Source organism: Micromonospora sp. NPDC005707 (genome assembly GCF_040631005.1).
Taxonomy (GTDB): domain Bacteria; phylum Actinomycetota; class Actinomycetes; order Mycobacteriales; family Micromonosporaceae; genus Micromonospora.
On sequence record NZ_JBEXYR010000006.1, the window covers coordinates 304331 to 330625 of the forward strand.

Here is a 26295-nt window from a genome sequence, read left to right on the forward strand (position 1 = left end):
CTGATGCGGGTCGGCCCGGAATGCCACCTAATGATGTCCGGCTCCTGCTCGTCGAGGCGTGTAACCACCGGTTGGCAGCAGCCGACAGCTTGATACCGCATCCCCCCGACGGGGGTCGCCGCTGATGCCGGAACCTGAACGGCGAGCGATGGACTGGCGAGATCGTCGGGCACGACTGACGCCGACAATCGTTGTAGCGCAAACGAGAGAGCTCGCCCCAAGTCAGGACGCCGATCCGCCGGATCTGAGATGATTGGCAGGCCGTCGGAGGGGTTCAGGGTTGCTCCCCCGCCGACCATCCGATCAAATCCTTGATCCTGCGAGTGCCCTGCTCCACGTCGACGCCTGGTGGCTTTGGACCACGATTGTTCACCCAGTCCTCGCACTGCTCGTATGCCGTATAGCTATCGGCATCCGCGCCGGCGGCTTCCACCTGCTCGGTACATTCCAGCTTCCGATAGGTGTCGTTGGGTATCACGCCCTGGGACAGAAGGACGATCACCTGGAACAGCACAACCAGGGCCGCCAACGCCCAGGGCCACCACCGTTTACGGAGCGGAATGCTCGGAAGACCTATCGGCATCACGCCACTCGGGGCCTTTAGCGCGACAGGTCGCCGAGGCGCAACAGGCTTCCATTGGGCGCCCTGGGTGTTCTTGCTGCTGGCCTCTTGATTGTCCGTGCACGGATGCTTCGGCCAGGGGTGGCCTACCGCGTCGAAGTAGACTTTGCTCCCGAATTCGTTGGCGTAGTAGTACACGGCGGCGCCGCATACTGGGCATTTCGCATTCGGCTTCGCCAGGCGTGCCCAAGACGTCCGTGTCGAGTAAGTGGGCTGTGGGGGCGACGACCATCCCCAGCTTGAGGGCTTGCGGCCACGATTCACTGTGTGAGGCGAGACCCAGTGGCGCCCACCAGCCGTTCCCGTACGCCAGTGGCCACGTCGACGATATTGCGGCACGCGCCCTCCGCCGACGAGCCAGCTGGGTTGATCATATGGTCGCGCGATCGTAGCGCATCCCCGAGACCGGAGCCCTCCGGCGGGTGTCCGCCTGGGTCGCCGACGGAACGACGGTCGACAGCAGCGCTGACAGCAACGCCGTCGGGCGGCGGCACACTTGCGAGCGCTGGCACGGACGAATCTCCGAGCGTGCAGCCGTGGCCGGACCTGTGCGGACGCGACGCACAGAGCTTACAAGCGAGGGGTCATCGGTGCGCTGACTATCGGGGGTACCGTCGACATCGGTGGCTTGCCGTATTGCGGCCGGGTGAGTCCGCCTGACCCTTCAGCTTGGAGCGGCGTATGGCTTCATTCGTCGACCCGCGCTTCGGCGTAGCTCTGCGTGGGTTTCGGGAGCGACGGGGTCTGTCGCTTCGGTCGCTCGGGCAGCTCGCCCATCGGAGTAAGAGCCACCTGCACGAGCTGGAAACGGGGGTCAAGGCTCCGACCGCCGATACCGCGCGCCACCTGGATCGGGTTCTCAATGCCGGAGGCGTGCTCGCTGGCATGGTCGATGCGCCGATCGACCATGCTGCTGAGGCCGGCGAGCTGCGCGCGAGGGTCATGGCCAGCGACGTCGGCAAGGATGTGCTCGACCGTATCGAGCAGGGCGTCGATGATCTGGCCAGCGCCTATCCGACGACGGCCCCGGCTGATCTCCTGCCGCTGGTACGGCGGCATCTTGCATATGTGGGCCGGCTGCTGGACGGGCGCGTCACGCTTACGCAGCAACGCCGGCTGCTGGTCGCCGGCGGGTGGCTCGCGGTGCTGCGGGCCACCGTGCACATCGACCTGAGACAGCGGGCCGCGGCTGCTGCCCATCTGCGGGCTGCTCATGACCTCTCCGAGCACGCGGAGCATGCGGAGATCCGGGGATGGTGCCTGGAGACCCGTGCCTGGGACGTGCTGACCCAGGGCGACTACCGGGCAGCGCTCGACCTTTCTCGACAAGCCCAACGGATCGCCCCGCAAGGCAGCTCCGCCTACATCCAGGCCACTGCCCAGGAGGCGCGCGCCTGGGCGCGGATGGGTGACGTCGGTGAGACCAGACGAGCGTTGGACCGCGTGGAGCGGCTGACGGCCAACCTGCCGGTTCCGGGGCGTGCCGAGCACCACTATCGCTACGACCCAGCCAAGGCTGCCGCGTATACGGCCACGACCCTGTCATGGGCGGGCGACCCGGGCGCCGAGCAGGTGGCGAGGGCGGTGCTGGCCGACTTGGACCCCGACGGCGACGGAGGTGCACGGCCACGCCGTTCTGCGTCGGCGCGTCTCGACCTCGGTCTTGCCCTGGTTGCCTCCGGGCAGCCGGACGAGGCGGTCGCTCTCGGGACGGAGGCTGTCGTGTCCGGGCGGGTGGTGCCGTCGAACTGGTGGCGGGCGACGGAACTGCTGGCGAAGGTGGAGCAGGCCGGGGTGCCGGAGGCGGCGGCCTTACGTGAACTGTGCGCCGAGTACGCCCCTTGACGTGGGCCATCAGCGGACAGCACAACCGGTTAGCGGACGATCACTGTCTGGATCGACGACGTTTGCGGCGCGACTCTGGTCCTCACTGCACCGGGGCGCGGACACGGCACATCGGCCGGTGATCTGCGCTCCCTCACAGGGAGGAGCCGGACGTGACGGTGACTGTCGGACTTCTGAGACGGATCGCGGGTCGGTGCCTCCCGTCGACGCCAGCGGTGCCGGGCGTCGGACAGCGCATCCAGGCCGGGGAGCAGGAAGCGGCCCGGCGGCGGCTTCTGGATCAGGTGCGAGGCGCGGAGCACCACTCGACGGCGGACGGTGGGCCGTTTGACCATTATCCGGATCGGCTCGCGGGACGTGACGAGTGACCGCCCACGGGCCGGTGCTGCCGATCTGGAGTTGCGGTGGCTGTGGCGCACCATGGCCGTGCGTCACTCGGCGGCGGGAACTGCGAGCAGAGTTCGAGGACGCCCCGGTGTCCCTCTCCCTCTACATGGGGGCGCAGCTTGTCCGCGCCACCGCCGACCTGACCTGGGCACCCGCCGGCACGCTGCATCGGCGCTTCCTCGGCTGGACGAGATGAGCATCCTGCGACCCGGCGACGAGAAGTTCCACTACAGCGACAGCTCCCACAGGTGGATCCCGCCGGACCCCGACTACGACCAGGAGGTCTGGGACGAGCAAGTGCGCCAGCACAAGCAAGGCCACCTCAAGAACGAGCGCCCGAAGGTCCGCATTCAGCGCCTCGTGTGATGCCAGCAGTACAGCAGCGGAGTACAGCAACCGTGCCAGCCGAACCGAGCCCAGAAGCGCGTCAACACGCCTTCTGACCTCGCATCAAGCCCGATCCGACCCGCTTGCCGAGAGTTCACACCGAAGAGGTCACTGGTTCGATCCCAGTATCGCCCACCATGGATAAGGCAAGCCCAAGGCCCCTCGATCGAGGGGCCCTTGACTCGTATTTGAGGGTCAGTCGTTGCCCGGAGGCGGCGAGAAAGCAGCAAAGGACTTCGACACCCGGCGGTCACGCTCAGCCGGCGAGTGGGTGTAGCGGTTCGATGTCGTCGACGTCTGCTCGTGCCCCATCACCTTCGCCACGTCATTGATCGGTACGCCGTCGGAGACCAGCCAGGTCGCATAGGAGTGCCGCAGGTCGTGGAAGAGTAGAGCCACCGGCAGGCCGGCACGTTGCGGCGACGGTTTCCAGACTCGACTCCGGAAGGTGCCTCGACGGATCGGCTCGCCGGTGCTCGTGGTGAAGACGAGCGCCTGGCCGTCGGTCCGGTTGGCGCTCTCGTGCTCGACGAGAAAGCCGCTCGCAGGTGGCGACGATGACAAGTCGCCGACTAAGCCCTCGCTCAGTCGATACCTTCGATGATGCGGAAGTCGCGCTCGACGCCGTCGGAGAGGGCGAGGAGCGCCTCCTGGTAGGCCTCGCTCTCGTGTGCTGCGACGGCCAGTTCGAAGCTGTCGAACTCGATCAGGACGGTGCGCTCGGCGATTCCGGCGTCGTGTGCGACGACCCGACCGCCGCGGGCGAGGACTCGCCCGCCCCCGGCCCGGACGGCTGGGCCGGCCAGTTTGTTGTAGGCAGCCAGCTTTTCGGGGTCTGAAATGGTGCGGTAGACACTGACCCAGTAGCCCTTGGCCACGGAACCTCCAGTTTTCTTGTCAAGATCGGCTGATGCTCAGAAGCATGCTCAGATCCATGGCCGGTGCGCTGTGGGTCAGCGCGCCGACGGAGATGGCGTCGACACCGGTTTCCGCGACGGCGCGCAGGTTGTCCAGGGTGATCGTGCCCGAGGCCTCCAGTCTGATGTCGGAGTCGGGGGCCAGTTCGCGGCGAAGTCGGACGGCTTCGGCCAACTGGGGCACGGTCATGTTGTCGAGCATGATCCATGACGGCTCGGCCCGTAGCGCCTCACGGGCTTGAGCGATCGTGGTCACCTCTACTTCGACGGCCCTGGTCCTGCCCTCCGACGCCATGTTCTTACGGACGTTGTCGATGGCGGCGGTGATGCCGCCTGCGGCCGCGATGTGGTTCTCCTTGAGGAGCACCATGGCGCCGAGGTCCAGCCGATGGTTGTGGCCGCCGCCCGCGGCGACCGCGTACTTGTCCAGCAACCGGAGTCCGGGGGCGGTCTTGCGGGTGTCCAGGACGCGGACAGGCAGATCGCGTACAGCGGCCACGTACCGGTCGGTGAGTGTGGCGATGCCGCACAGGCGCTGGAGGAAATTCAGCACCGTCCGTTCGCCGGTGATGATCTGGTGTGCGGGGCCGGAGATCCTCGCCAGGACGTCGCCGGCCTCCAGTCGGGTGCCGTCGGGCACTGATTCGTCGATCTGTGTTTCACCGCCGATACGGGCGTAGACCTCGGCGACCAGAGGTACGCCGGCGGCCAGGCCCGGTTGGCGGGTGCTGATGACTGCCGTCGCCCGTTGTCGCGGCGCGACGCTCCATCGAGTGGTGACGTCGTCGGCGGCTGCGTCTTCGGACAGCGCGAGGGTGACGGCCTTGCGGGCTGCCATGTGAGGGAACTGCATGCGGGCGGTCCTCAGCTTCCGGTTCGATCGGATGGGGCGTGCCGGTGGCCCTTGCTGGGCACGCCGGCCGGGGCCGCGGTCGGGTTGGGCTGCGGTGAGCGTTGGCGGGCGAGAGCGAGGCTGGTCAACGTGGTGATCGCCATCGCGGCGATGCCGACCAGCGCCGCCGTGGTGTAGGCGCCATCGTTCGGGAAGAGACGGCCGGGGTTGGTGCCGGCGGCCAGGACCAGGCCGCCTGTGGCGCTGCCGAGGGAGTACCCGACGCTACGGACGACATAGTTGAAGCTCATGGCGCTGGAGGTCTCGCTCTTGGGGGTGACGGCCAGGATGACGCCGGGCATGGCGGCCGAGAAGCTGCCGACACCGAAGCCCAGCACGCCCATCGCTACCAGGAGTTCGGCCAGGTTCGACCGGGCCGCCGCGAAGAGGACGAACCCGCCACCGACGACGACGGCGCTGCCGGCCAGGACCAACGGGGCGTCGATCCGCTCGCGAACCCGAGGCGTGAGTTTGCCGGCGACGAACCCCAGTGCGGAGAACGGGACGAGGACCAGCCCGGCGACGAAGGTGGTCAGCCCGAAGCCGTAGCCGGCGCTGTGCGGCGTCTGCGCGTACCTGGTGATGAGCGTGAGGAGGAGATACATGCCGATCCCGGCGACGAACATGGCGATGTTCGCCCCGGCGACCGTCGGATGCCGCATCGCCCGGACATCGACCAGCGGCGTCTTGCTGCGCAGCTCGGTGGCGGTCCAGACGCAGAGCAGGAGCACAGCGACGATGGCGAGAGCCACCGCCACGGCGAGGTGACGGTTCCAGAGACTCGTCTGGCTTGCGAGGAACAGGACGAGGAACAGTCCACCGGCCAGGACGAGCGCGCCCACTACGTCCAGGTGAGCGGAGCGGCCTGCGGGAGCTGCGGGTATGGAGCGCCACGCGGTCAGGAGAGCGACAGCGGTGACGAACAGGCCGAGGCCGTAGGCGGTCCGGACCCCGCCGATCTCGGTGAGCAGCGCGGCGAGCGGGTACCCGACCCCGGCCCCGATGATCGAGACCACCGAGATCAGGGCGATCGTGGCCGCGCTACGCCCCTCGGGAAGATGGTCACGGGCCACGCCCATCATCAGCGCCGTCAGACCGAGCCCGACGCCTTGGGCCGCCCTACCGACGAGCAGCCACGCGAACGGCAGCGGTAGCACGGTGAGCGCACTGCCGGCGACGACGACCGCCAGCGTGGCGAGGATCGTGGCTCGTCGGTGTGGGCCGGCTCCGAGCCGGCCGAGGACGGGCGTAGCGACGGCGCCGCTGAGCAGCGCGATGGTCAGCGTCCACTGCGCGCTGTCGAGCGCGACGTGGAACGTGGTCGCCACGCTGGTGATCAGCGGCGTCCCGAGGCTGGCGACCGCCGCCACGACCAGGGCGATGAACATCAGGGCAGGGACCAGCAGCCGCGCCTCGGAGCGCTCCGGGTTAGTGCTCATCGGCTGGTCCCGGTCGTGATGTCATTGCTTCGAGTCTTCTCGATCTTGGCTGTCGAGCTCTGCCAGGTGCTGCAGCGCCGGAAGGGCGGCCACCAACGCCTCGACCTCGTCGTCGGTGAGTTTGTCGATCAACCCTACGTACGCTTGGACGCCCGCCTGGCGCCGCGCCCGGACGTAGGACGCGCCGGCCTCGGTCAGGCACGCCAGCGTCACCCGCTTGTCGGACGGGTCGCCTCTCCGCTCGACCAGCCCCGATTCCTCCATCACCCGGACCAGGACAGTCATCGCGGGTTGGGTGACGCCCGCAATCACGGCGAGATCGGTGATCCGTCGTGGGCCGGTCCTGTCCAGGGTGGCCAGGGTGGCGGCGGAGGTAAGGCTCATGTCACGGGGAAGGCGCCTCACGGCCCTGGTGGCCAGCCCGTAGAGCGCTGACCCGATTGCAGTGGAAGCGCCACGAGTGACGTCTCGGCGACTCACGCTCGAAGCATAGCAGATTTATATGAAGCCTTTATGTATCGGCCCCCGCACGTACGAGCCCGCCGCGTCGGTCTCGGCTAGGCCTTGCCGACCTTGGCCAGCAGTTCCGGGCCGTGCGTGCCCAGCCGCCGGTACGCGAGCCGGCCGAGGCCCCAGGCGAGCAGCCCGCCGATCGCGAAGCCGGCTGCGACGCCCACCCACGGGAGCCCGGTGGCGACAAGCACGATGACCGGGGCGGCGGCGACCGCCAGGACCGGAAGCACCAGCCAGACGAGCCCGGCGAGCGAGCCACCGTCCTGGCCCGGGTTGCTGCCCCGGCGGTGCGGGTCGGTCATCCGGATCGGCACGTACACCGAGATCAGCAGCATCACTCCGACACCCGCGCCCAGTGTCACGGGCAGCAGCGCCATCGCCCAGCGCACCATCGTCATCTCACCGTGTGCGATCGCGCCGAGCGCGGTCAGGACCACGGCGGGCGGTCCGACCACCACCAGCCACGCGAGCTGACGACCACGGACGTCGGCCCGCTCGTTGCCCGGCGCCAGGAGCGTGTGCCACAGTGCCGTGCCGTCCGAGCTGTGGAGGTGGGCGCTGCAGCCCGCCGCGAGAGCCAGCCCGAAGACGCCGGTCATCGGCAGGTAGTCGGTGGAGCCGATCGCGAGCGGCAGGAGCGCGTACGTGACCGCGTACACGAGCGCGAACGTGAGGAAGTGGATCCGGACCAGGTCGCGGCTCCACGTCCGCAGCTCCTTGCCAAGCACCGCGCGGATGGCGGTCGGCGGCGCCCAGGCCTGCGAGGTTCCCGGCGTGATGACCGGCGCCGGCTGCGGCCGGCGGAGCAGGCGGGCCCAGACCAGCACCGCCAACGCGAGGATCGCCGCCATGCCGGCGAGCGCGGCCAGCGCCGTGCCCCACTGCCCACGGCCGGCCGCCTCGACGGCCGCGACCGGCCAGCCCGACGGCGCGACCCGCAGACCGCGGGCGAACTCGGCCGGCAGCGGCCCGCCGGCGGCGCCGCCGAACGCGGCGATGAGGGTCCACCCCTGCGCGGTCAGGCAGATCAGCACGCCCCACGGGACGGCCATCAACGCGGCCGCCCGTCGCGTGTTCAGCAGCGAGCCGACGCCCACCACGACCGCGTTGGACACCGCGACCACGAGCAGGACCAGCAGGAGTACGGCCGGCACGGCCACCGCCGCAGCGCCCGCGCCGAGGCGGGTCGCGTACCCGAGCAGGGACGTGGCGGCGACCAGCATGACGGCCGGTCCGACGCCGACCAGGGCGGCGGCGAAGAGCGCGACAGCCTTGCGCCGGTGGGTGATCGGCAGGCGGTCCAGGTGCTCCTTGCGGATGCCCGGGTCGCCGCTGCCCATCATCGGAGCCAACACCCAGCCCACGACCCAGGACGCGAGCGTCAGCGCGAGCAGGTCGCCGGCTCCGGCGCCGGCCCGCACGACGAACCAGATGGTGGCGCCGGCGGCGAGGAGCCCGGCGATCAGGCCGTAGACCGTCGTCGCGGCCTTGGCTCCGCTGAACGAGTGGCGCAGGACCAGGTACTTCGTGTGCATCAGGACCCCAACCACGACAACTGCTCCTCTCCGGCGGTGCGGGCGCCGACGAGCGCGACGAACGCGTCGTCGAGGGAACGGCCGTTGCGGACCTCGTCGAGCGGACCGGCGGCGACCACGCGACTCTGGCTCATCACGGCGACCGTGTCGCAGAGCTGCTCGACCAGCGGCATCACGTGGCTGGACAGCACGACCGAGCCGCCGCCGGCGACGAAACGCCGCAGGATCGACCGGATCGTGGCCGCCGACACCGGGTCGACCGCCTCGAACGGCTCGTCCAGGACCAGCAGCTTCGGGGCGGCCAGCAGGGCGGTCGCGAGGCCGATCTTCTTGCGCATGCCGGCCGAGTAGCCGAGCACCAGAGTGCGGTGGGCCCGTTCCAGGTCGAGCACGGCGAGCAGCTCGTCGATCCGCTCGTCCAGCACGTCACGCGGGATGCTGTGCAGCCGGCCGAGGTAGGTCAGCATCTCGCGGCCGGTGAGCCGCTCCGTCATCGCGAGGCCGTCGGGCAGCACGCCGACGAGCCGCTTGGCGGCGACCGGGTCGGTCCATACGTCGGTGCCGAAGATGTGCGCCGTGCCGGCGTCCGGGCGCAGCAGCCCGACCGCCATCGACAACGCGGTGGTCTTGCCGGCGCCGTTCGGGCCGACCAGGCCGAAGAACGAGCCGGCGGGGACGGTGAGGTCGACCGCGTCGACCGCGGTCGTGTCCCCGAACCTTTTCGTGAGGCCCGAGAGCTTCAGCGCGGGAGTCGTTGGTGTCATGCCTGGAACGCTAGAAATCGAACGTGCGCGCGGTAATGACGCCAGATCCCCGAGGGGGTGTGGCTGGCCCCACCCCTCGAAACGGGCCCTGGACCCAGTGCGGCCAGCGAGCCGCGCAGGCCAGACTGTGCGCATGACGTGGATGACGCGGGGGATGGCCGCGACGGGGAGCGCCCTCGTACGCGGCGGGCTGGCGATCGCGTCGGCCATGCTCCTGGTCGTCCACCTCGCGCTGCTCGTTCCGGGCTTCGGTCTCGGGCTGTTCTTCCTCGTGCCGTGGCCGTTCGTCCAGATGCGCCCGGTGACGGCGCTCGCCCGCCGGGTCGCGGGCGGCGTGCCCGCCCCGTACACCCCGAAGCCGCCTCCACCCGAGTCCGAGCCGGACGGCCGCTACCTGCACGGCCGCCAGCTCTACCAGCACCCGCACTGGCCGCGCGCGATCCGCTACGTCGAGTGGGTCACCGGCGACCCGGCAACCTGGCGCGACCTCGGCTGGATGTTCGCCAACCCGATGGTCGGCACGGTGCTCGGCTTCGGTCCGGTGGCGTTCATCGCCGGCGGCGGCGCGCTCGCCGCCGTCCGGCCCGGAGCGCTCGGCTGGTGGGCGATCCCGGTAGGCGCTGTCGCAGCCGTGGTCGGGTTCGCCGCCGCGCCGGGCGCCGTGCGGGCGCACGACCGCTGGACGGGCCAGGTGCTCGGCCCGAAGCCGGCCTGCGTGGGCGCGATCAGAGGCTGGTACGGCAGGTGCCTCTACGACCTCCTCCGGCTGGCCACTCTGGCCGGGTTCACCATCGGGTCGGCGATCTACGCCGCCCTGGCCCTGCTGGTCCTCGCGCTCTTCGCGGTGGGCCTGGTCATCTTCCTGTCGCCGTTCGCCGAGCACACCCGGTGGCTCACCAACCTGCGCCGACGGCTGGCGCGCGACTGGTCCGGGGTGACGGTTGACGAGCCCTACCGGCCGGAGCCGCAGCTGCCTCCGCGGCGGCCGGACGGGCTCTACGAGGTGAACAAGCACCTCTACAAGACCCCGCAGTGGGCCCGCTACAACCTGCGGATTGACCGGTCCTGGCGCGACCCGGCCACCTGGCGCGACTTCCTCTTCCTGCTGCTCGACCCGATCGTCGGCGGCGCGATCGTGGGCGCCTCGGTCGGCGCGGTCGGTGTCGGCTTCCTGGGCCAGGTGATCCCCGCGGTGCGGCTGTTGGTCGGCGACGACGCCGTCGACGGCCCGTTGGCCCTGGCCGGCCGGCCGTGGCTGGCTCTCGTGCTCGGCGTCGCGCTCATGGTCTTCGGCCTCGTGTCCGCCCCGACCGCGCTGCGCCTGCACGGCCGGTGGACGGGCTGGCTGCTGCGGCCGACCGAGAAAGCCCGGCTCGACCTGCGGGTGCGGCAGCTGACCGAGAGCCGCGACGACGCCAACGAGGCCCAGGCCGCCGAGCTGCGCCGTATCGAGCGGGACCTGCACGACGGCGCCCAGGCCCGGCTGGTGGCGGTCGGCATGGCGCTCGGCCACATCGAGTCGCTCATCGACAAGGACCCGGCGGCCGCCCGCAAGCTCATCGCGGAGGCGCGGAAGACCTCGGCGGAGGCGCTCGCCGAGCTGCGCGACCTCGTACGCGGTGTGCACCCGCCCGTCCTCCAGGAGCGCGGGCTGGGCGACGGGGTCCGGGCGCTGGCCCTGGAGATGCCGGTGCCGACCACGGTGACGGTCGACCTGACCGGCCGCGTCCCGGCGCCGATCGAGGCTGCCGTCTACTTCGCAGTCAGCGAGGTGCTCACCAACGCGGCCAAGCACTCCGGGGCACGGCGGGTCGAGGTCCGGATCGAGCACGACGGCCGGGCCCTCTACGTCCGGGTCGAGGACGACGGGCGGGGCGGCGCCGACCCGGCCCTGGGTAGCGGCCTGCGGGGCCTGCGGCACCGGCTCGCGGTCTTCGACGGTACTGTCCGGGTGGAGAGTCCTTCGGGCGGCCCGACCGTCGTGACGTTGGAGGTACCGTGCGCGTCGTCCTCGCCGAGGACCTCTACCTCCTGAGGGAGGGGCTCATCCGGCTGCTGGAGGCGCACGACTTCGACGTGGTCGCCGCCGTGGACAACGGTCCCGACCTGTTGAAGGCCCTCCTGGAGCACCGGCCGGACGTGGCGGTCGTCGACGTACGGCTGCCGCCGACCCAGACCGACGAGGGCCTCCAGGCCGCGCTGGCCGCCCGGCGCGAGATCCCCGGCCTGCCGGTGCTCGTGCTCTCCCAGCACGTCGAGCGGCTGTACGCGCGCGAGCTGCTCGCCGACGGCACCGGCGGGATCGGCTACCTGCTCAAGGACCGGGTCTTCAACGCGGACCAGTTCGTCGACGCCATTCGTCGGGTCGCCGGCGGCGGCACGGCGATGGACCCGGACGTCGTGGCGAAGCTGCTGGCCGGCGCCCCGACGACGGCGTCCGGGCGGGCGGTCGACCGGCTCACGCCGCGCGAGAAGGAGGTCCTGGCGCTGATGGCCGAAGGCCGTTCCAACGCGGCGATCGGCCAGCGGCTCTTCCTCAGCGAGAGCGCCGTCGGCAAGCACACGGCCAGCATCTTCACCAAGCTCGACCTCAGCGTCTCCGACGACGACAACCGCCGGGTGCTGGCCGTGCTGGCCTACCTCGACGGCGCCGGCTGAGAGGCCCAGCCTGGCGCGGAGGGCGACCTGCCCGCCTGGAACGATGGGCGAGTGAAGATCACCCGACTCGTCACCCCGGAGGACGCGCCGGCCCTGGCCGAGTCGCTCCGCGTCAACCGTGAGTTCCTCGCGCCGTGGGAACCGCTCCGGAGCGAGGACTACTTCACGGCAGACGGCCAGCACGCCGTCATCGAAGCCGATCTCCAGCAGCACGAACAGGGATCGAAGCTGCCCCACGTCATCCTCGACGACTCCGGTCGCGTGATCGGCCGCATCACGCTCAGCGGCATAGTGCGCGGCCCGTTCCAGTCATGCGCCATGGGCTACTGGGTGAGCGCCAGCCACAACGGCCGAGGTTTCGCGACCAGGGCGGTGCGCGAGATCGTGCGGGTGGCGTTCGATGAATTGGGGCTGCATCGGGTGCAGGCAGAGACCCTGCTGCACAACGCCAGATCGCAGCGGGTGCTGGAACGCAACGGGTTCGTGCGGTACGGCATGGCGCCGGAATACCTCAACATCGCCGGCCGATGGCAGGACCACGCCATGTACCAGGTGGTGAAGCCGTGCCCAGCCCCACCACCTGCATGACGGCTGGTCCAGGAAGTGCGGGCGGCCGCGGGTGCGGGCTGCGGCTCATGGCGGTATACAGGCCGGAAGCCCGTTCCGGTTGGGCCGGTAACGGGCTTCCGCGCTGTTGCCTCCATCGGGAGACGGTCCTTGCTACGCGCTCACGGCTCAGCCGGGGATCTCTCGGGGGTCGCGGCTGCGGGGGTAGGTGTTCTTCTCACCGATGGTGCCGTCCTGCTTCTTGATGACGTGCTCGGCGTCCCGCTGCTTGGCCATCTCGCGGCCGGCGGCCTCGGCCTCCGCCTTGGTGTCGTGCACGCTGCTCGCGCGCTGGTTGCCCTCCGGACGGTTCTTCCACTGGCCGTCCTGCGGGTAGGTGTCGATGTCGCCCTTGGCCATGCTCTTCGCCTCCCTGATCGTCATGGTCGGTCACGAATATCTGCCCCGACTGTGCGGTGCCTGAAACGTTCCGCATGCAGGTCCGGTGGAAGCCACGATCAGGGAACGCTCATCCGAAGGCGATTCCGTACGACAGCCCGCACCGGTTCACGGCCGGGCGACGACCATCGCCTCGTCAGCGAGGGCCGCTGACGAGGCGATGGTCACCAGGGGGCGCCGAGCTGCCCGACTACTGGGCGACCGTGATCGTCGCCGTACGGTAGTTGTTGCGCTTGTCGTTCTTGGACGGGTCGTAGTTCTGCTCGATGTTGCCGGCGCTGTCGACCGAGAACCAGTGGAACGTGGTCGTCTCGGTCACGTGGAACACCTGCCCCGGCTCACGGAACTCGGTCGCCGCGTAGCGCGGGGACTCGAGGGTGGGCCGGCTGCCGTCCGTCGTGTAGTAGATGGTGGCCGGTTCGCTCGTCTCGAAGCGCACGTCGACGGGCCCGGAGTACTTCCCGCCGCCGGGAACGAGCTGGGACGTCGGCTTCTGGTGGTCCTTGCCCCAGTCCGCCGCGATCCGGAACATCTCCATGATGCCGTTGGCGTACTCCATCGTCTCGGAGTGGCCGCTGACGAGGTCCGGGTCGCCCACCCACGCCGGCTGGAACGAACCGCCCTGCCAGTTGCCGGTGGCCGGGTTGTAGACCGAGCCGCCGACCTCCCAGCCGAAGGCGTAGATCCCGTAGTTGTAGTAGAGGTCCTCGCGCACGTTGCCCGCGGAGGAGTAGAGGACGTCCGACGAGCCACCGACGTTCTCCGGCGTCACGACGGTCTGCCGGTGCGCCTTCACCTGCGACAGGATCCGGGCGGCCGACTGCCAGTAGAAGGCCTCGTCACCCAGCGGGGGCCGTGGGGTGGTGATCCGACCGTCCGCGATGTAGGCGCCCGGCTGCCAGAACAGCTGGCCGCCGTTGGAGTGCACGGACATCATGAACTTGATGTTCCGGTACTTCTCGACCAGCCAGATGATGTTCTTCGACTCCGGCTCGGACAGCTTCTCCGGGCCCTGGTACGTGTCGCTGACGCAGCTGAACGACCCGCCCGAGTAGCCGTCGTGAGCCGACCCCACCCGGTAGTTCCGGTTCAGGTCGACGCCCCAGGAGTTGCGCCGTGCCGGATCGGCGTTGTCGTCCGCGCAGTGGTTCGTCATGTTCCGGCGCTGGGAGGCGAAGTTGTAGAAGCTGTAGTTCGCCCCGTCGGGGTTGTTGGACAGGATGAAGAAGATGTCGGTGTTGTCGACGATCTTCTTGGTCTCCCGGTCGGACTTGTAGTTGTGCACCAGGCGCTCGGCCGACTCCAGGCTGGTCGTCGCGGGCACCCATTCGCGGGCGTGGTCCTGCGCCTGGATCAGCACACCCGGGTTCCGGCCGTCGCGGTGCTTGCTGATCCGCAGGACGGGGATCGTGGCCGGGCCGCGCGGCACCTCGCCCTCCGGGGCGCCGACGCGCTTCTGGTCGAGGAAGTCGGTCAGCGCGACCGGGCCGGCGGTCGCCGCGACGACGCCGGTGCCCGCGTTGGTCCGGTACGGGTGCGCCCGATCGATCAGGCCCTGGGACTGGCTCTCCAGTGCCGCCGCCACCTGCGCGGCCGTACTCGCCAACCCACCGGAGGCGTTCTTCGCGAGGAGGACGCGGATCGCCTTGCCCGCAACCTCGACCCCGAGCGGGAGGTTCGCCCCCGGCCGGTCCACGAACTCGACGGTGATGTCGTTGCCGCCCTCGTGGCCCCAGGCGGCCGAGCTGACGACGACCGCGCTCTGCCCGGTGCCGCCGATCGTGGCCTGCGCCTTCCGCTGGTAGCCGTTCGTCTTGTTCGGCAGGTAGACGATCTCGGCGATGTCCGGGTACTGGCGGGCGATCTCCTCGGCGCGGCTGAAGAGCTGCTGCGGGTGCCGGTAGCCGTCGACGAAGTCCCACTTGTAGGCGGGGTTCGCCGTCAGCGGCGGCGCGGCGTCCTCGAGCCAGTTGGAGACGTTGCCGGTGGCGACGCCACCCGTCGAGCTCGTGACCCGGATCTGGCTCGGGCGGGTGTCGAGCTTGAACAGGTTCCGGTGGAACATGTACTGCCCGGAATCGACGAACCGGCTCATCGTCCGGGCGGAGCCGAACGAGGTGCCCGGGCCCGAGTCGTTCTCGAGCTGCATCGAGACGATCGGGTTCGTCTGCGCCCCCTCGGTGGTCCGCGCCTCGACGTACAGGAAGCCCTGGCCCTTCGTGGTGAACCAGTCGGCGCGGGCGATCCGGACCGTCTCCTGGTGCGCGAGCGGCTGGACGGCCGCCGTGCGGAGGGCCTGGAGGCCGCCGTCGGCCTCCTCGCTCCAGGCGAAGCCCTCACCGTCGCCGAGGATCTCGACGCCCAGCGCCTCGAGTTCGGCGACCTGCTCGGCGGTCGCCACCGCCTCGCCCTCGATGCCCGTCGGCACGCGCTTCAGACCGTGTTCGAGGTCGAAGCCGGCGGCGACCACCTTGTCCAGCATGTCGGCGCCGGTCAGCTTGACATGGACGAGGCGTGCGGCCTCCGGAACCTCGAGGCGGGATCGTTCTGAGCCTGCCGCTGCCGACCCGGCGGGGTCCGCGCCCGCGGGCCCGGTCGCCATGAGGACGCTTCCCACCAGGGTGGGCAGCGCGAGAAGCGCAATGCGTCGTTGTACGGGTCCCATTCTCCCCTCCTTCTGCTTGCGCCGCGTGGTGGTCGGCCCGGCTGCGGGTCGAGCCGATCCATCCGCGACGGTCGTGCCGAGCTCGCGCAGGGTCGGCCCGCGCGCGGCGGTGGTTGCCGCCGTGACGGGCTCGGGGAGGACCGTGAGAGAGCCAGGTGCGTCGAGCGTATGTACGCCCGTCGCATCGAAGGATCGGCCGAGCTGGATTTGAGAATTACTTGAGGCGCGCGGCGAACCGCCTGCGGACCTGGAGGCGGCCGGCCAGGAAGAGCAGCGCCGGCCCAGCCGTAGCCCGGAGATCACCCACAGGTAGGCGAGCGCGACCAGCGCCACGGGTACCTTTCCCACTCAACCCCGGACGCCACAGATCGCGTCTCACCCTGCATCCGCACGTGAACGCGAGGCGGACGCGACCTGGAGGTGGCGTGAGACGGCACGAGGACGAACAGTTCCGGCTGTTCGTACAGCGGCAGTGGGGACCGTTGCTCCGGACGGCCTACCTGCTGACCGGCGACCGGGGGACGGCCGAGGACCTGACGCAGTCGGCGTTGGAGAAGACCCATCGGCGCTGGGAGCGGATCCTGCGCAAGGACGCGCCCGAGGTCTACGTACGCCGGGCGATGGTCAACACGGCGATCTCCTGGCGGCGCCGGCGGCGGCCGCTGGAGGTGCCGCTGCTGACCTCCGACAGCGCGCCCGGCCCGGACGCGTACGCGCAGGTGGAGCAGCGACAGCTGCTCCTCGCCGCGCTGCGTCGGCTGCCGCCCCGGACACAGGCCGTTCTGGTGCTGCGCTACTTCGAGGATCTCAGCGAGGCGGACACCGCCCGGATCCTCGGCTGCTCCGTCGGCTCCGTGAAGAGCAGGCGTCGCGCGGGTTGGCCCGGCTGCGGGGCGAGCTCAGCCCGACCGCCCCTCAGTCTTCGCTACGGCTTCAGGAGGAATCGGCATGACCGGGAGCTTCGTGAACGCGGCGCTCAGCCCCGCGCTGCGGCAGGCCGCGCAGGGCGTCGACGCGCCTGAGGACCCGTGGCCGGGGTTCGCCCGGCGGGAGCGACGGCACCGGCGTACCCGACTGGTCCGGACGGCGCTGGCCGCCGCGGTCGTGGCCGCGCTCGTCGGAGTCCAGACGAACGTGGTGCCGCTGCCCGGCTGGGCGCCCGGCATCGCGGTCGCCGCCGCCCCGGCAGCGCTGCTCGACGCACCGCCCCGGGGCACGCTGGCCGGCGACCAGGACTGGCTGGACACGCTGCGGGCGCGGATCAGCACCGACACTCCGTCGGGTGGTGGCTGGAACCCGGACGGCGCCTGGAGAGTGGGCGACCGCGACCGGATCCGCCTGCTGTACGGCAGTGACCGGCCGGGCCACCGGGTCGCACTGGTCGCGGTGCCGCTGCGGTTCGGCCTACTGACCAGGGAGGCGCTGGTCTGGTACGTGGGTCCGGCCGGGGCCGGCGCCGACCAGATGCACTACGCCGGCCACAGCGAGCGCGACGACAGCCCGGTGGTGACCCTGATGCGGACCGACCCCGACCTGGGCGGATTCGCCGTCGTCCTCGGGCCGGCCGACTCGAGCGTGACGATCAGCGGCGACCCCCGGTACACGCCGGGGGGGACCCTGGAGTACGAGAATCTCGCCAGGGCGGACGGCAGCGGAGCCGGGTTCGCCGTCCTGCCCGCCACGCCGCTCCAGCACGAACCCGTCGTGCGGGTCAGCCGCGACGACCACGTGCTCTACGAGGGCGGCCTGGGTGGCGGCCCGTACGGGCCCACGGTCGACCCGACCGGGCCGGAGATGGACGCCCTGCTCACCGCCGCCCGACGGGGCACCCGGGGTACGCCGCCGGACGACGCCACCCTGCGTACCTTCATCGAATCGGCACTCCAGCACAGTCGCCTCCCCGCTGCCGGGACGACGGTGCGGGTGCGCTGGTCGGGCAGCGAGCACGGCCGGGCCGCCGCGCTGCTCACCGTGCAGCCCACCGGCGGCGGAGTCATCGCGTACGCCATGCACGGCGACGAGCGCACCGGGTGGTGGGTCGACCTGCGGCTGCTGCTGCCGGCCGAGGGCGCCGGCCAGCGGCCGATCGGCTGGCGGATCCGGGCCGACGACACCACGCGCACGCCGACGGACCAGGTGCGAGTGATCGCCCCGCCGGACGCGGCTCGCGTCACGGTCACGGCGGGCGGCCGACCCCCTGCTACGGTCACCCTCGATCCGTCGAACGCCGGCACCACCCGGATACCGCCGGACCAGCCGGCCACCTTCACCGCGTACGCCGCGGACGGCAGGGTCCTCGGCACCACTCCGTTGCCGCCGGTCGAGGCCGACATGTCGGGCCTGCCGGGCGACAGCCCGGCTACCCGGGTGAACCCCTGACGAACCGAGGTGACCGGATGCCGCGCATCGAGCTGACCACGGTGGTCCCGGCCGCTCCGGAGACCGTCTTCGACGCCTGCCTCGACGTCGACACGCACACCGAGTCCATGGGGGCCAGCGGCGAGCGGGCGATCGGCGGCGTGACGGCCGGCCGGTTGACGGCCGGCGAGGCCGTCACGTGGGAAGCCCGGCACTTCGGCCTTCGCTGGCGGATGACCGTCCGGATCACCGACCACCGGCGGCCGCACGGCTTCACCGACGAGCAGGTCAGCGGCCCGTTCGGCCGGTGGCGGCACGAGCACCGGTTCACGCCGGACCCGGCTGACTCCTCGGCAACGGTCATGCGTGACGTCATCGACTTCACCGCGCCGATGGGGCCCCTCGGCCGCCTCGTGGCCAGCCTCGTCCTGCGGCCGTACCTGCGACGCCTCGTCGCGCGCCGGAACGCCTACCTCGCTGCGACCCTGGCGGATCTTCCTGGTCCGCCCGACGAGGAGGCGCATCGGGACGGTCGGTGACGGCGGGGCCCGGAGCCGGCCCGTCCTGGTCCGGCTCAGGCTGTCACAGGCTCCTGTAAGGATCGTCGCCGTGACGGCATGGAGATACAACGACCGCCCTGAGGGCGTCAGGTTCCTGACCGAGCGGATCGCGGAGCCGGGCCGTGCGGAGATCGAGCGCGAGATCTGGGACTGGGTCGTGCGAGGCGAGGACGACGCCGGCGAGTTCGTGGAGTTCTTCGACGCGGAGGAGGAGCGTCACGGCGCCTCCGACGAGGAACTCCGGGCGGCCTACGAGGCGGCGCTGGACGCTCGGCGGGAGCAGCAGCGGCAGTGGGGTGAGGTGCGCAGCAACCTCACCCGCGCCTTCGCCGAGCTCAACGAGCTCGGGGTGTTGGCCAGGGAGAACTTCAGCTGCTGTGGCACCTGCGCGGCCGCCGAGATCCACGACGAGCGGGACGGCTCCCGCCACTGGCACGGCTACCTCTGGTACCACGAGCAGGACACGGAGTCGCTGCTCGCCAGCGACGACGGCGAGGTCTACCTCGGCTACGGCGCCTATCCGCCGGCGGACTTCGACGAGGTGGCCTATGCCGCCCTGCCCGAGGCCGAGCAGCAGGCCCGCTACCAGGCGGACCTGGAGCGGCTGCTGGACGAGGTCGTGTTTCCGGTGCTCCGCACGCACGGCATGCGGCCGGTGTGGAACCGCAAGCAGTCCACGCGGATCCGGGTGACCGGCGCCCGGTGGTACGCGCCAGTGAGCTGAGCGCCACCCGCCTCGGCGGGCTCGGGCCGGCCGCGAACGCGAGCGGGTCGCGTGCGACGACGCCAGGAGACGCGGTTACCTCTGACCCTGGTGGTCACCGGCTACCGGCTCAGCGACGGGCTCTGCTCGCCCGGGTGCTGGGGCGGGACGGCCGTCGCGCCGGAGTCGCGCCGCGCCGAGGGCGTTCAAACCCACACCCCAGATGAGCAGAACGGCGAGCCACTGGACCCAGTTCAGTGCGCTCATCTGGCCGGAGAGCAGGTGCCGGACGGTGGAATACGGGGTCAGGGCCTGGGCCGGATTGAGGACCTCGACGGCACCCAGCAGGATCCACAGGCCGAGCGGCAGGACGATGCTGGCGGCGAACGCGAGGGCGGGGCGCCGCATCAGCAGGCCGAGTCCGGTGCCCACGAGCTGGGCGACCACCTGGACCAGCACGCTGCCCGCCGCGATGATGCCGACGTGCCGCCACGGCTGCGGCGCGGTCGACGTGGTCATCGCGAGGGCCGCGACGCACACCAGGAAGCCGAACAGACCGACGGCGGCGGCGAACAGCACCGCGGCCAGCAGGGTGGGCATGAGGCGAGTGATCCCGGCCCTCCGTCTCAGGTCGCGGGCGAGCAGGATGCCGAACGCCGGTACGACGACGGACATCAGGCTCTGCACCAGGTCGGAGAGCTTGGCGAAGGTGCGGTCACCGGGCGGCCCGGCCAGCGCGAGCCCGGCGGCGGCCAGCAGCCCGAGCAACAGGGTGACCGCGAGTAGACACCAGCGGGCCCGCGTCCCGAGGCAGCGGCGCAGGGCGGCGACAGTGGCCGCGCCGAGGGTGGAGGTGCTGCGGTCGTGAGGAATGCCGGTCTCGGTCATTGCGCCCCCGTTCGACGATCAGACCTCAGTCTCTCCTGAAAGGACGCTGCCAGTCACGACCGGTTCGAGAATCGCCACGCTCCGGTGAGGTGGTGGCAGGTCCCGGTCCGCGCCCCTCACCGGCGTCCGGTCCGATGAGGGGCGCGGAGGCTTGTCCTACTTCGATTCGATGCGGCCCATCTCTCCGGCGCTCGCCATGGCCCAACCGGCGTCGGTGGGATAGAGCGCGCTGCGCAGGTAGGCCCACGTGAGCCGCTGGATCAGGGCGACGCGTTCGGGGCTCTCGTCGGTCGTCTCCGTGACGGTGTAGCCGGCGATCCCGCCGAGGGAGTGTTCCGCTCCGAACAGGGTGAGCAGGCTCTTGGGGCCGGGGCTCAGGTGGTACGGGTCGGTGAACCAGTCCGGCCCCCGGACGGACAGCGGCGAGTCGTCCCGGTCGCCGGCGATCACCAGGGCCGGCGTGGTCATGTCCGAGAAGCTCGGGCTCATGAAGGGGAAGTGCTCGGCGGCGAACGGGCTCAGGTCGGCTCCGCCCGTGCCGGTCGTCGCCAGCAGCACACCGGCCTTGACCCGCGGGTCGGACATGTCCTCGCCGGGGACGCCGTCGGCGCCGACGACCCGGGCGCCCAGCAGCATGCTCGCCGTCTGGCCACCCCAGGAGTGTCCGGCCACGGCGACGCGGCTCCGATCGAGGCGTCCGCGCAGACCGGGTACGGCGGCCTCGATGAGATCGAGTTCGTCGAGGACGTGCCGGAGGTCCGCCACGCGGAGACGCCAGATCTCCGGGTACCGGGGATCGTCGGGCGTGACGGCCAGCGTCCTCGAGTCGAGGTGTGTGGGCTGCACCACCACGAAGCCGTGGGCGGCCCAGAAGTCGACCAGCGGGGCGTAGCCGTCCATCGACCAGCCGAAGCCGTGCGAGAAGACGATGACGGGCAGGTCCGATCCGGTCGCCGGGGCGGACACCCTGACCTGCAGGTCCTCGCCGCGTCCTTGATCCGGCAGCAGGACCGGACTGACCGAGACGACCGGGGCGGGCGCACCGGAGGCTTCAACGGAGTGAGGCATGGCTGTTCTCCTTCACGGGGCGAACCGAGTTGATGACGCGGCTTGGACACGGGGCTTCCGCCCTGACATCATGAACAAGCGGAACGGCGTTCCGTTAAGACGATACGGAACATGGTTCCGTTTACCAACTCGTGTGACGGAGGCAACTGCACGTGGCCCACTTCGACAGCGCGGCGGGGGAGTCCGCCCCGCGCAAGCGTGCCGACGCCCGGCGCAACGAGCAGACCCTGCTCGACGCTGCCGCCGAGGCCTTCCTCGCCTCCGGCGTCGACGTGCCGGTACGCGACATCGCCGCCAGGGCGGGTGTCGGCGTCGGCACGATCTACCGCCACTTCCCGACGCGGGCCGATCTTGTCGTCGCTGTCTACCGGCACCAGGTCGAGGCCTGCGCCGAGGCGGGTCCGGCCCTGCTGGCGAGCAGCGCCAGCCCGCACGCCGCCCTGGCCCGATGGATCGACCTGTTCGTCGACTTCCTGGTCACCAAGCACGGGCTGGCGGAGGCGCTGCAGTCCGACGATGCGGCCTTCCAGTCCCTGCACGCCTACTTCCTCGACCGCCTCGTCCCGGTGTGCGCCCGGCTGCTCGAGGCCGCCGCTACGGCGGGCGAGGTCCGTCCCGAGGTGCACGCCTACGAACTGATGCGCGGCGTCGGCAATCTCTGCATCGGCGCGGGCCGCGACCCGCGCTACGACGCGCGCCGCCTGGTCGGACTCCTGGTCGCGGGGCTGCGTCCCACCGGCGAGGAATGATCGCGGGCTCGGGGCGCCCGATCAGCTGGTGATCCGGATGAACTTCTCCCAGTTGCCGATGGCGGTCCGACTCGCGACCAGGGGCTGGGTGCCGGCCTGGTCCGCGGTGACGTACCGGTTGTTCGCGTTGGCGAGCAGGCTGACCGTGCCGTCGGCGTTGGTGATGAGGCGGAACTTCTCCCAGGGCCCGACCGCCGTGCGGTTGGCGATCAATGGTGAACCGCCGGCGTTCTCCGCGGTGACGTACCGGCCGTTGGCGCGGGAGCGGAAGGCCACGAAGCCGCCTCCCGCGTCGATCTGGTCGAACTGCTGCGCCGCACCGGCCGTGGTCTGGTTGGCGATCAGGGCCGAGGCGCCGCCGCTGCCCGCCGTGACGTAGCGGAGGTTCACGCCGGCCAGCAGGCTGACGAGGGCCGGCGGCGGGACGGCGCGGAACTTCTCCCAGGCGCCGACGGCGGTCCGGTTGGCGATCAGCGGCTGGGCGCCGGCCTGGTCCGCGGTGACGTACCGGTTGTTCGCGATGGCGAGCAGGCTGACCGTGCCGTCGGCGTTGGCGGTGAGGCGGAACTTCTCCCAGGCTCCGACCGCCGTGCGGTTGGCGATCAGTGGTGCGGCGCCGGCGTTCTCCGCCGTGACGTACCGGCCGTTGGCGCGGGAGCGGAACGCCACGAAGCCGCCTCCCGCGTCGATCTGGTCGAACTGCTGCGCAGGACCGATCGTGGTCTGGCTGGCGATCAGGGCCGAGGCGCCGGCGTTCTCCGCAGTCACGTAACGGTTGTTGACGGTCGCCAGCAGGCTCGTCGCGGGACCGCCGAGCAGCCGGGCCAGCGCGGCGTGGTCGCCCTTGAAGACGTCCAGGTCGGGCGAGGAGTAGTCGGAGCCGGGGATGGCGGCGCCCGCGGCGTGCTGCCAGACGGTGAAGGACGACCAGCCGGCCGGTAGCGGCGGCGGGTTCTGTGAATAGTTGGCGATGAACAGCGGGTTGGCCGCGAAGCTCTGGCTGCTGGCCGTGCAGGGATTCCACCAGTTGGTGTTGGTGTAGATCATGGCCTGCCGACCGGTGCGCACCGCGATCTCGGTGACGAAGTCCCGGACCCAGGCCACCAGTTGGGCGGGCGTCATGTTGTAGCAGTCGTTCAAACCCCAGTCGGCCCGGGGCCACTCGATGTCCAGCATCGGCGGGAGGCTGCGACCATCGGCGACGTAGGGGGCGAAGTCGAGCAGGACGTCCGCCTGCTGCTTGCCGCTGCTCAGGTCGGGGCGGGCCCGGTGGTACGCCCCGGTGTACAGGCCGTTGGCGCGGGCGCCGGCATCGTTGGTCGCGTAGAAGGGATCAGGATTGTTGTGCGGCACCACCCGGCCGTCCTGCTCGCTGACCCGGATGTAGGCGAACTTCGCCCCGCCCCGGGCCATCGCGGCCCAGTCGAGCGATGGTCCCTGGAAGTAGGACACGTCGACGCCGGTGATCGCGTATCCGCTGGGGGTGGGCAGCGCCCGGGCCGGTGACGCACCCCCGGCCAGCCCTCCGAGCCCCAACGCCGCACCCAGCAGCACAGCCAGACCTCTGCGTACCATGGCTCGCCTCCAGACACCGGCCAGGGCGCTACCCGCGTCGTGACGAAGCGTAACGCCGTCTCGGACGCACAGGTATGGGCCACGTGTCCACAGTTGGCGGCGCGCTGTGCGGGGAGCGAACCCCACCGGCGGGCGGGGACCGTGTCACGCGGGCGGTGCCACCTCTTGGTGATCCCGTCCTGCGGTGGTTCCGCCCCCGGGCGCTTAGGCTGGGTGCGGATCGTCCGCGCTGGGAGGCTGTTGTGGATCTGCTGATGTCGGTCCGTCCGGGCCGGGGTTGCACCGTGGTCGAGGTGCGCGGCGAGCTCGACATGGCGACCGCCCCGCAGCTGCGCGAGGGGCTGCAGCAGCTGGTCGACGCCGGTGACCGGCAGGTGGTGCTCGACATGGCCGGAGTGGGCTTCATCGACTCCAGCGCGCTGGGCGCGCTGGTGGTGACGTTCAAGTCGCTGCGGGATGTGGGCGGCCAGCTGCGTCTGGCCGCGGTGCGGCCCGCCGTGCGCAGCGTCCTGCGCATCACCTCGGTGGATCGGGTGATCGACATCTACGACAGCGTGCAGGCGGCCGAAGCCGACCTGCGGCCCGTGGACGGTGCGGCCGGCGGGTAGTCAGTCCGGCGGGGGCGCGCTGGCCCGCCGTGGGTCGGCGCCGGCAGCGGTACGCCGGCCTCGCCGGTGCCCGCCGTACCAGTCGAGAATCAGCAGGGTCGCGTCATCGGGCAGGCGCGGCCCGGCCACCTCGAGCACGGCGTCGGCCAACGCCCGGACAGCCTCCCGCGGGTGCAGATGCCCGATCGACCGCAACATGGCCAGCAGGTCCAGGCTGGCGGCGGCGCGCTCGCGCATACCGTCGGTGACCAGTACCAGGCGGTCGCCGGGTTGCAGTTCGACCTCTCCGTGGTGGTAGTCGGCCTCGGCGAACATGCCCAGCGGGAAGTTGCGCGGCAGCCGCAGCGGCTGCGCGTCCCCGCCGCGCACCAGCAGCGGCGGCACGTGCCCGGCGTTGAGCAACGCGCACGTACCGGTGCGCAGGTCGAGGCGGCCGAGCACCGCGGTGACATAGCTGCCGCGCACGCCGGCGTGTTCGGCCACGGCGGCGTTCGCGGCGTCGGCCTGCTGCACCAGACCGGCCCCGCGCCGGCGGGTGTTGCGCAGGCTGCCCACGCCGAGGGTGGCTGTCAGCGCGCTGGCGACCCCGTGGCCCATGGCGTCGGTGACGCTGAAGTGCAGCACGTCGCGGCCCAGGCTGTAGTCGAAGGTGTCCCCGCCGATGCTGGCGGCGGGTTCCAGCCAGCCGGACAGGGTGAATGCGCTGGCCTCACACGTGAACGAGGCCGGCAGCAGGCGGCGCTGGATCTCCGCGGACAGGGTGAACGGGGTCGTGCGCTGCCCCCACTCGAACAGGTCGGTGTGCCGGCGGTTCGCGATCACCACGAACGCCAACGCGTGCGCCGTGCGCGAGATCTCCGCCAGCATCTGGGCGGTCGGCTCCTCGGGCAACACCATCTCCAGCAGGCCGATCGCCTCACCGCGGTCCGTCACCGGCGCCAACACCGTCCAGCCGCCGGGCTGCGCGATGACCTGCACCATCTGGCTGCGCAGCGCCTGCTCGGCGGGGCCGCCGTCGAACGGCAGCACGGTGGCAACCTCTTCACCGTTGCGCCGGGCCCCGCCCGCGTCATCGAACGGCACGTGAGCCAGCCGAACCAGGGCCCGGCCGCCGAGATCGGCGATCAGGAACGAGACGGTACGCGCGGCGAGCGCCGCACCGAGCTCCCGGGTGACCGCCTCGACCGCGTCCACCGGCGAGGCGTCCTCCGCCGCGTCCAGCATGCCCGCCAGGACCTGCCCTTGACTGCTCTGCACCCTCGGAGTCTACGAGTGCCCCCGACCCCCGTCGTGCTCAGCGCAGCCCGGCGAACAGGTCGTCCTCGCGCGTCGGCGCGCCGGTGGTGTCGCGGACCCGGACGAAGGTCTCCACGCCCATCAGCTCGGTGAACCGGTCCTGCCCCAGCTGGAGGAAGAAGATGTTCTCGGCCTGGCTGGCGTGCGCGGCCAACGATTCGAACTTCTGCGCGCCGTAGGCGCTCGTGTCCACCCAGGTGGTGATCTCGTCGTCGGGCAGGCCGAGCTGCGGCATCTCCTCCGACGGCTCGTCCGGCTCGGGGAACTCGACGCCGATCTCCTTCATGACGCGACCGAACTCCTGGAAGGCGCTGCGCGGCACCGTGGTCCAGTAGACCTTCGCGGGGATGCCCGTCCGCTCGACGGCGGCCATGGTGATGCGGTGCGCCTGGATGTGGTCCGGGTGGCCGTAGAAACCGTTCTCGTCGTAGGTGACGACGACGTTGGGCCGGTAGCGCCGGATCAACTCGGCCAGCCGGTCGGCCGCCTCCGTCACCGGCGTGTTCCAGAACGCGCCGGGCAGATCGTTGGTCGCCCAACCCATCATCCCGGAGTCGGCATAGCCGAGCGTCTCCAGGTGCGTGACCTTCAACGCCTCGCAACTGGCCTCCAGCTCGGCGCGGCGCATCGCCGCCACGGCCTCCGGGTCGTGCCCCGGGTCGCCCGGCTTGATCCCGCCGGGGCCGTCGCCGCACCCCCCGTCCGTGCAGGTCACGAGCACCGTCGTGACCCCCTCCGCCGCATATCGGGCGAGGATGCCGCCGGTGCTCGTCGCCTCGTCGTCAGGGTGGGCGTGCACCGCCATCAAGGTCAGGGATCTGTCAGCCACCCCATCACCATACGAGGGTGGTCCGACGCACT

Annotated in this window: 26 protein-coding genes; 11 read left to right on the plus strand and 15 right to left on the minus strand. The window is 70.9% G+C overall.

The window, feature by feature from the left end; genetic code table 11:
* Window positions 1-274: 274 nt before the first annotated feature.
* Window positions 275-760, minus strand: a complete 486-nt coding sequence (locus ABZ452_RS14350) for a hypothetical protein (protein WP_357942520.1) — start codon at window positions 758-760, stop codon at window positions 275-277.
* A gap of 543 nt (window positions 761-1303) precedes the next feature.
* On the opposite strand from ABZ452_RS14350, the gene ABZ452_RS14355 reads away from it, so the two are divergent.
* Both ABZ452_RS14355 and ABZ452_RS14360 read left to right on the plus strand, forming a co-directional pair.
* The gene (locus tag ABZ452_RS14355) at window positions 1304-2467 is read left to right on the plus strand and encodes a helix-turn-helix transcriptional regulator (RefSeq protein WP_357942522.1); all 1164 of its coding nucleotides are present in this window, start codon (window positions 1304-1306) and stop codon (window positions 2465-2467) included.
* A gap of 579 nt (window positions 2468-3046) precedes the next feature.
* A complete protein-coding gene (locus tag ABZ452_RS14360; RefSeq protein WP_313722246.1) occupies window positions 3047-3220 on the plus strand; it encodes a hypothetical protein in 174 nt (57 codons plus the stop codon).
* 216 nt (window positions 3221-3436) lie between these two features.
* On the opposite strand, the gene ABZ452_RS14365 is transcribed toward ABZ452_RS14360, so the two are convergent.
* From ABZ452_RS14365 to ABZ452_RS14395, 7 genes are all read right to left on the minus strand, one after another.
* Window positions 3437-3805 carry a tyrosine-type recombinase/integrase gene (locus ABZ452_RS14365; protein WP_357942524.1) on the minus strand — a complete coding sequence of 123 codons (369 nt, stop codon included), beginning with the start codon at window positions 3803-3805 and terminating at the stop codon, window positions 3437-3439.
* Between the two features lie 20 nt (window positions 3806-3825).
* Window positions 3826-4119 carry a DUF1330 domain-containing protein gene (locus ABZ452_RS14370; protein WP_357942526.1) on the minus strand — a complete coding sequence of 98 codons (294 nt, stop codon included), beginning with the start codon at window positions 4117-4119 and terminating at the stop codon, window positions 3826-3828.
* Window positions 4120-4138: 19 nt separating this feature from the next.
* Window positions 4139-4996: a carboxylating nicotinate-nucleotide diphosphorylase gene (gene nadC / locus ABZ452_RS14375; protein WP_357942528.1), complete on the minus strand. Its 858-nt coding sequence runs from the start codon at window positions 4994-4996 to the stop codon at window positions 4139-4141.
* 26 nt (window positions 4997-5022) lie between these two features.
* A complete protein-coding gene (locus ABZ452_RS14380) occupies window positions 5023-6489 on the minus strand; it encodes an MFS transporter (RefSeq protein WP_357942530.1) in 1467 nt (488 codons plus the stop codon).
* 21 nt (window positions 6490-6510) lie between these two features.
* Window positions 6511-6873, minus strand: coding sequence for a MarR family transcriptional regulator (locus tag ABZ452_RS14385; protein WP_357942532.1), 363 nt, complete (start codon window positions 6871-6873; stop codon window positions 6511-6513).
* Window positions 6874-7046: 173 nt separating this feature from the next.
* Window positions 7047-8552 (minus strand): hypothetical protein, encoded by a 1506-nt coding sequence (locus tag ABZ452_RS14390; RefSeq protein ID WP_357942534.1) that lies wholly within the window; start codon window positions 8550-8552, stop codon window positions 7047-7049.
* Window positions 8537-9301, minus strand: coding sequence for an ABC transporter ATP-binding protein (locus tag ABZ452_RS14395; protein WP_357942537.1), 765 nt, complete (start codon window positions 9299-9301; stop codon window positions 8537-8539). Before ABZ452_RS14395 ends, ABZ452_RS14390 begins: the two co-directional genes overlap by 16 nt.
* 133 nt (window positions 9302-9434) lie before the next feature.
* Here ABZ452_RS14395 and ABZ452_RS14400 point away from each other — a divergent pair, with 133 nt between their 5' ends.
* The 3 genes from ABZ452_RS14400 to ABZ452_RS14410 are packed head-to-tail and all read left to right on the plus strand — an operon-like array spanning window position 9435 to window position 12547.
* Window positions 9435-11336, plus strand: coding sequence for a sensor domain-containing protein (locus tag ABZ452_RS14400; RefSeq protein ID WP_357942539.1), 1902 nt, complete (start codon window positions 9435-9437; stop codon window positions 11334-11336).
* Entirely contained in the window at window positions 11300-11959 is a 660-nt protein-coding gene (locus ABZ452_RS14405) for a response regulator transcription factor (protein WP_357942541.1), read from the plus strand. The genes ABZ452_RS14400 and ABZ452_RS14405 overlap by 37 nt, the downstream gene beginning before the upstream one ends.
* A gap of 51 nt (window positions 11960-12010) precedes the next feature.
* Window positions 12011-12547 (plus strand): GNAT family protein, encoded by a 537-nt coding sequence (locus tag ABZ452_RS14410; protein WP_357942543.1) that lies wholly within the window; start codon window positions 12011-12013, stop codon window positions 12545-12547.
* Between the two features lie 147 nt (window positions 12548-12694).
* On the opposite strand, the gene ABZ452_RS14415 is transcribed toward ABZ452_RS14410, so the two are convergent.
* Window positions 12695-12949 (minus strand): DUF2188 domain-containing protein, encoded by a 255-nt coding sequence (locus tag ABZ452_RS14415; RefSeq protein ID WP_357942545.1) that lies wholly within the window; start codon window positions 12947-12949, stop codon window positions 12695-12697.
* Window positions 12950-13154: 205 nt separating this feature from the next.
* Entirely contained in the window at window positions 13155-15446 is a 2292-nt protein-coding gene (locus tag ABZ452_RS14420; protein WP_357942547.1) for a M14 family metallopeptidase, read from the minus strand.
* 608 nt (window positions 15447-16054) lie between these two features.
* Here ABZ452_RS14420 and ABZ452_RS14425 point away from each other — a divergent pair.
* The 4 genes from ABZ452_RS14425 to ABZ452_RS14440 all read left to right on the plus strand — a co-directional run bounded on the left by ABZ452_RS14425 (window position 16055) and on the right by ABZ452_RS14440 (window position 19271).
* Window positions 16055-16651: a SigE family RNA polymerase sigma factor gene (locus tag ABZ452_RS14425; protein ID WP_357942549.1), complete on the plus strand. Its 597-nt coding sequence runs from the start codon at window positions 16055-16057 to the stop codon at window positions 16649-16651.
* Window positions 16578-18008 (plus strand): hypothetical protein, encoded by a 1431-nt coding sequence (locus ABZ452_RS14430; protein ID WP_357942551.1) that lies wholly within the window; start codon window positions 16578-16580, stop codon window positions 18006-18008. The genes ABZ452_RS14425 and ABZ452_RS14430 overlap by 74 nt, the downstream gene beginning before the upstream one ends.
* 17 nt (window positions 18009-18025) lie before the next feature.
* Window positions 18026-18526: an SRPBCC family protein gene (locus tag ABZ452_RS14435; RefSeq protein WP_357942553.1), complete on the plus strand. Its 501-nt coding sequence runs from the start codon at window positions 18026-18028 to the stop codon at window positions 18524-18526.
* Window positions 18527-18596: 70 nt separating this feature from the next.
* Entirely contained in the window at window positions 18597-19271 is a 675-nt protein-coding gene (locus ABZ452_RS14440; RefSeq protein WP_357942555.1) for a hypothetical protein, read from the plus strand.
* Between the two features lie 75 nt (window positions 19272-19346).
* On the opposite strand, the gene ABZ452_RS14445 is transcribed toward ABZ452_RS14440, so the two are convergent.
* Both ABZ452_RS14445 and ABZ452_RS14450 read right to left on the minus strand, forming a co-directional pair.
* Window positions 19347-20138 carry a hypothetical protein gene (locus tag ABZ452_RS14445; RefSeq protein ID WP_357942557.1) on the minus strand — a complete coding sequence of 264 codons (792 nt, stop codon included), beginning with the start codon at window positions 20136-20138 and terminating at the stop codon, window positions 19347-19349.
* 156 nt (window positions 20139-20294) lie between these two features.
* Window positions 20295-21206 carry an alpha/beta fold hydrolase gene (locus ABZ452_RS14450; RefSeq protein ID WP_357942559.1) on the minus strand — a complete coding sequence of 304 codons (912 nt, stop codon included), beginning with the start codon at window positions 21204-21206 and terminating at the stop codon, window positions 20295-20297.
* Between the two features lie 152 nt (window positions 21207-21358).
* Between ABZ452_RS14450 and ABZ452_RS14455 the strand changes: the two genes are divergently transcribed.
* On the plus strand, window positions 21359-21955 hold the full coding sequence (locus ABZ452_RS14455) for a helix-turn-helix domain-containing protein (protein WP_357942561.1): 597 nt from the start codon (window positions 21359-21361) through the stop codon (window positions 21953-21955).
* A gap of 21 nt (window positions 21956-21976) precedes the next feature.
* Here ABZ452_RS14455 and ABZ452_RS14460 read toward each other — a convergent pair whose 3' ends face one another.
* Window positions 21977-23530 (minus strand): GH25 family lysozyme, encoded by a 1554-nt coding sequence (locus ABZ452_RS14460; protein WP_357942563.1) that lies wholly within the window; start codon window positions 23528-23530, stop codon window positions 21977-21979.
* A gap of 254 nt (window positions 23531-23784) precedes the next feature.
* Here ABZ452_RS14460 and ABZ452_RS14465 point away from each other — a divergent pair, with 254 nt between their 5' ends.
* A complete protein-coding gene (locus ABZ452_RS14465) occupies window positions 23785-24138 on the plus strand; it encodes an STAS domain-containing protein (protein ID WP_357942565.1) in 354 nt (117 codons plus the stop codon).
* Here ABZ452_RS14465 and ABZ452_RS14470 read toward each other — a convergent pair whose 3' ends face one another.
* Entirely contained in the window at window positions 24139-25395 is a 1257-nt protein-coding gene (locus tag ABZ452_RS14470; RefSeq protein WP_357942567.1) for a PP2C family protein-serine/threonine phosphatase, read from the minus strand.
* A gap of 37 nt (window positions 25396-25432) precedes the next feature.
* Complete coding sequence (locus ABZ452_RS14475; RefSeq protein ID WP_357942570.1) at window positions 25433-26263, minus strand: PIG-L family deacetylase; 831 nt, start codon at window positions 26261-26263, stop codon at window positions 25433-25435.
* Window positions 26264-26295 lie beyond the last annotated feature (32 nt).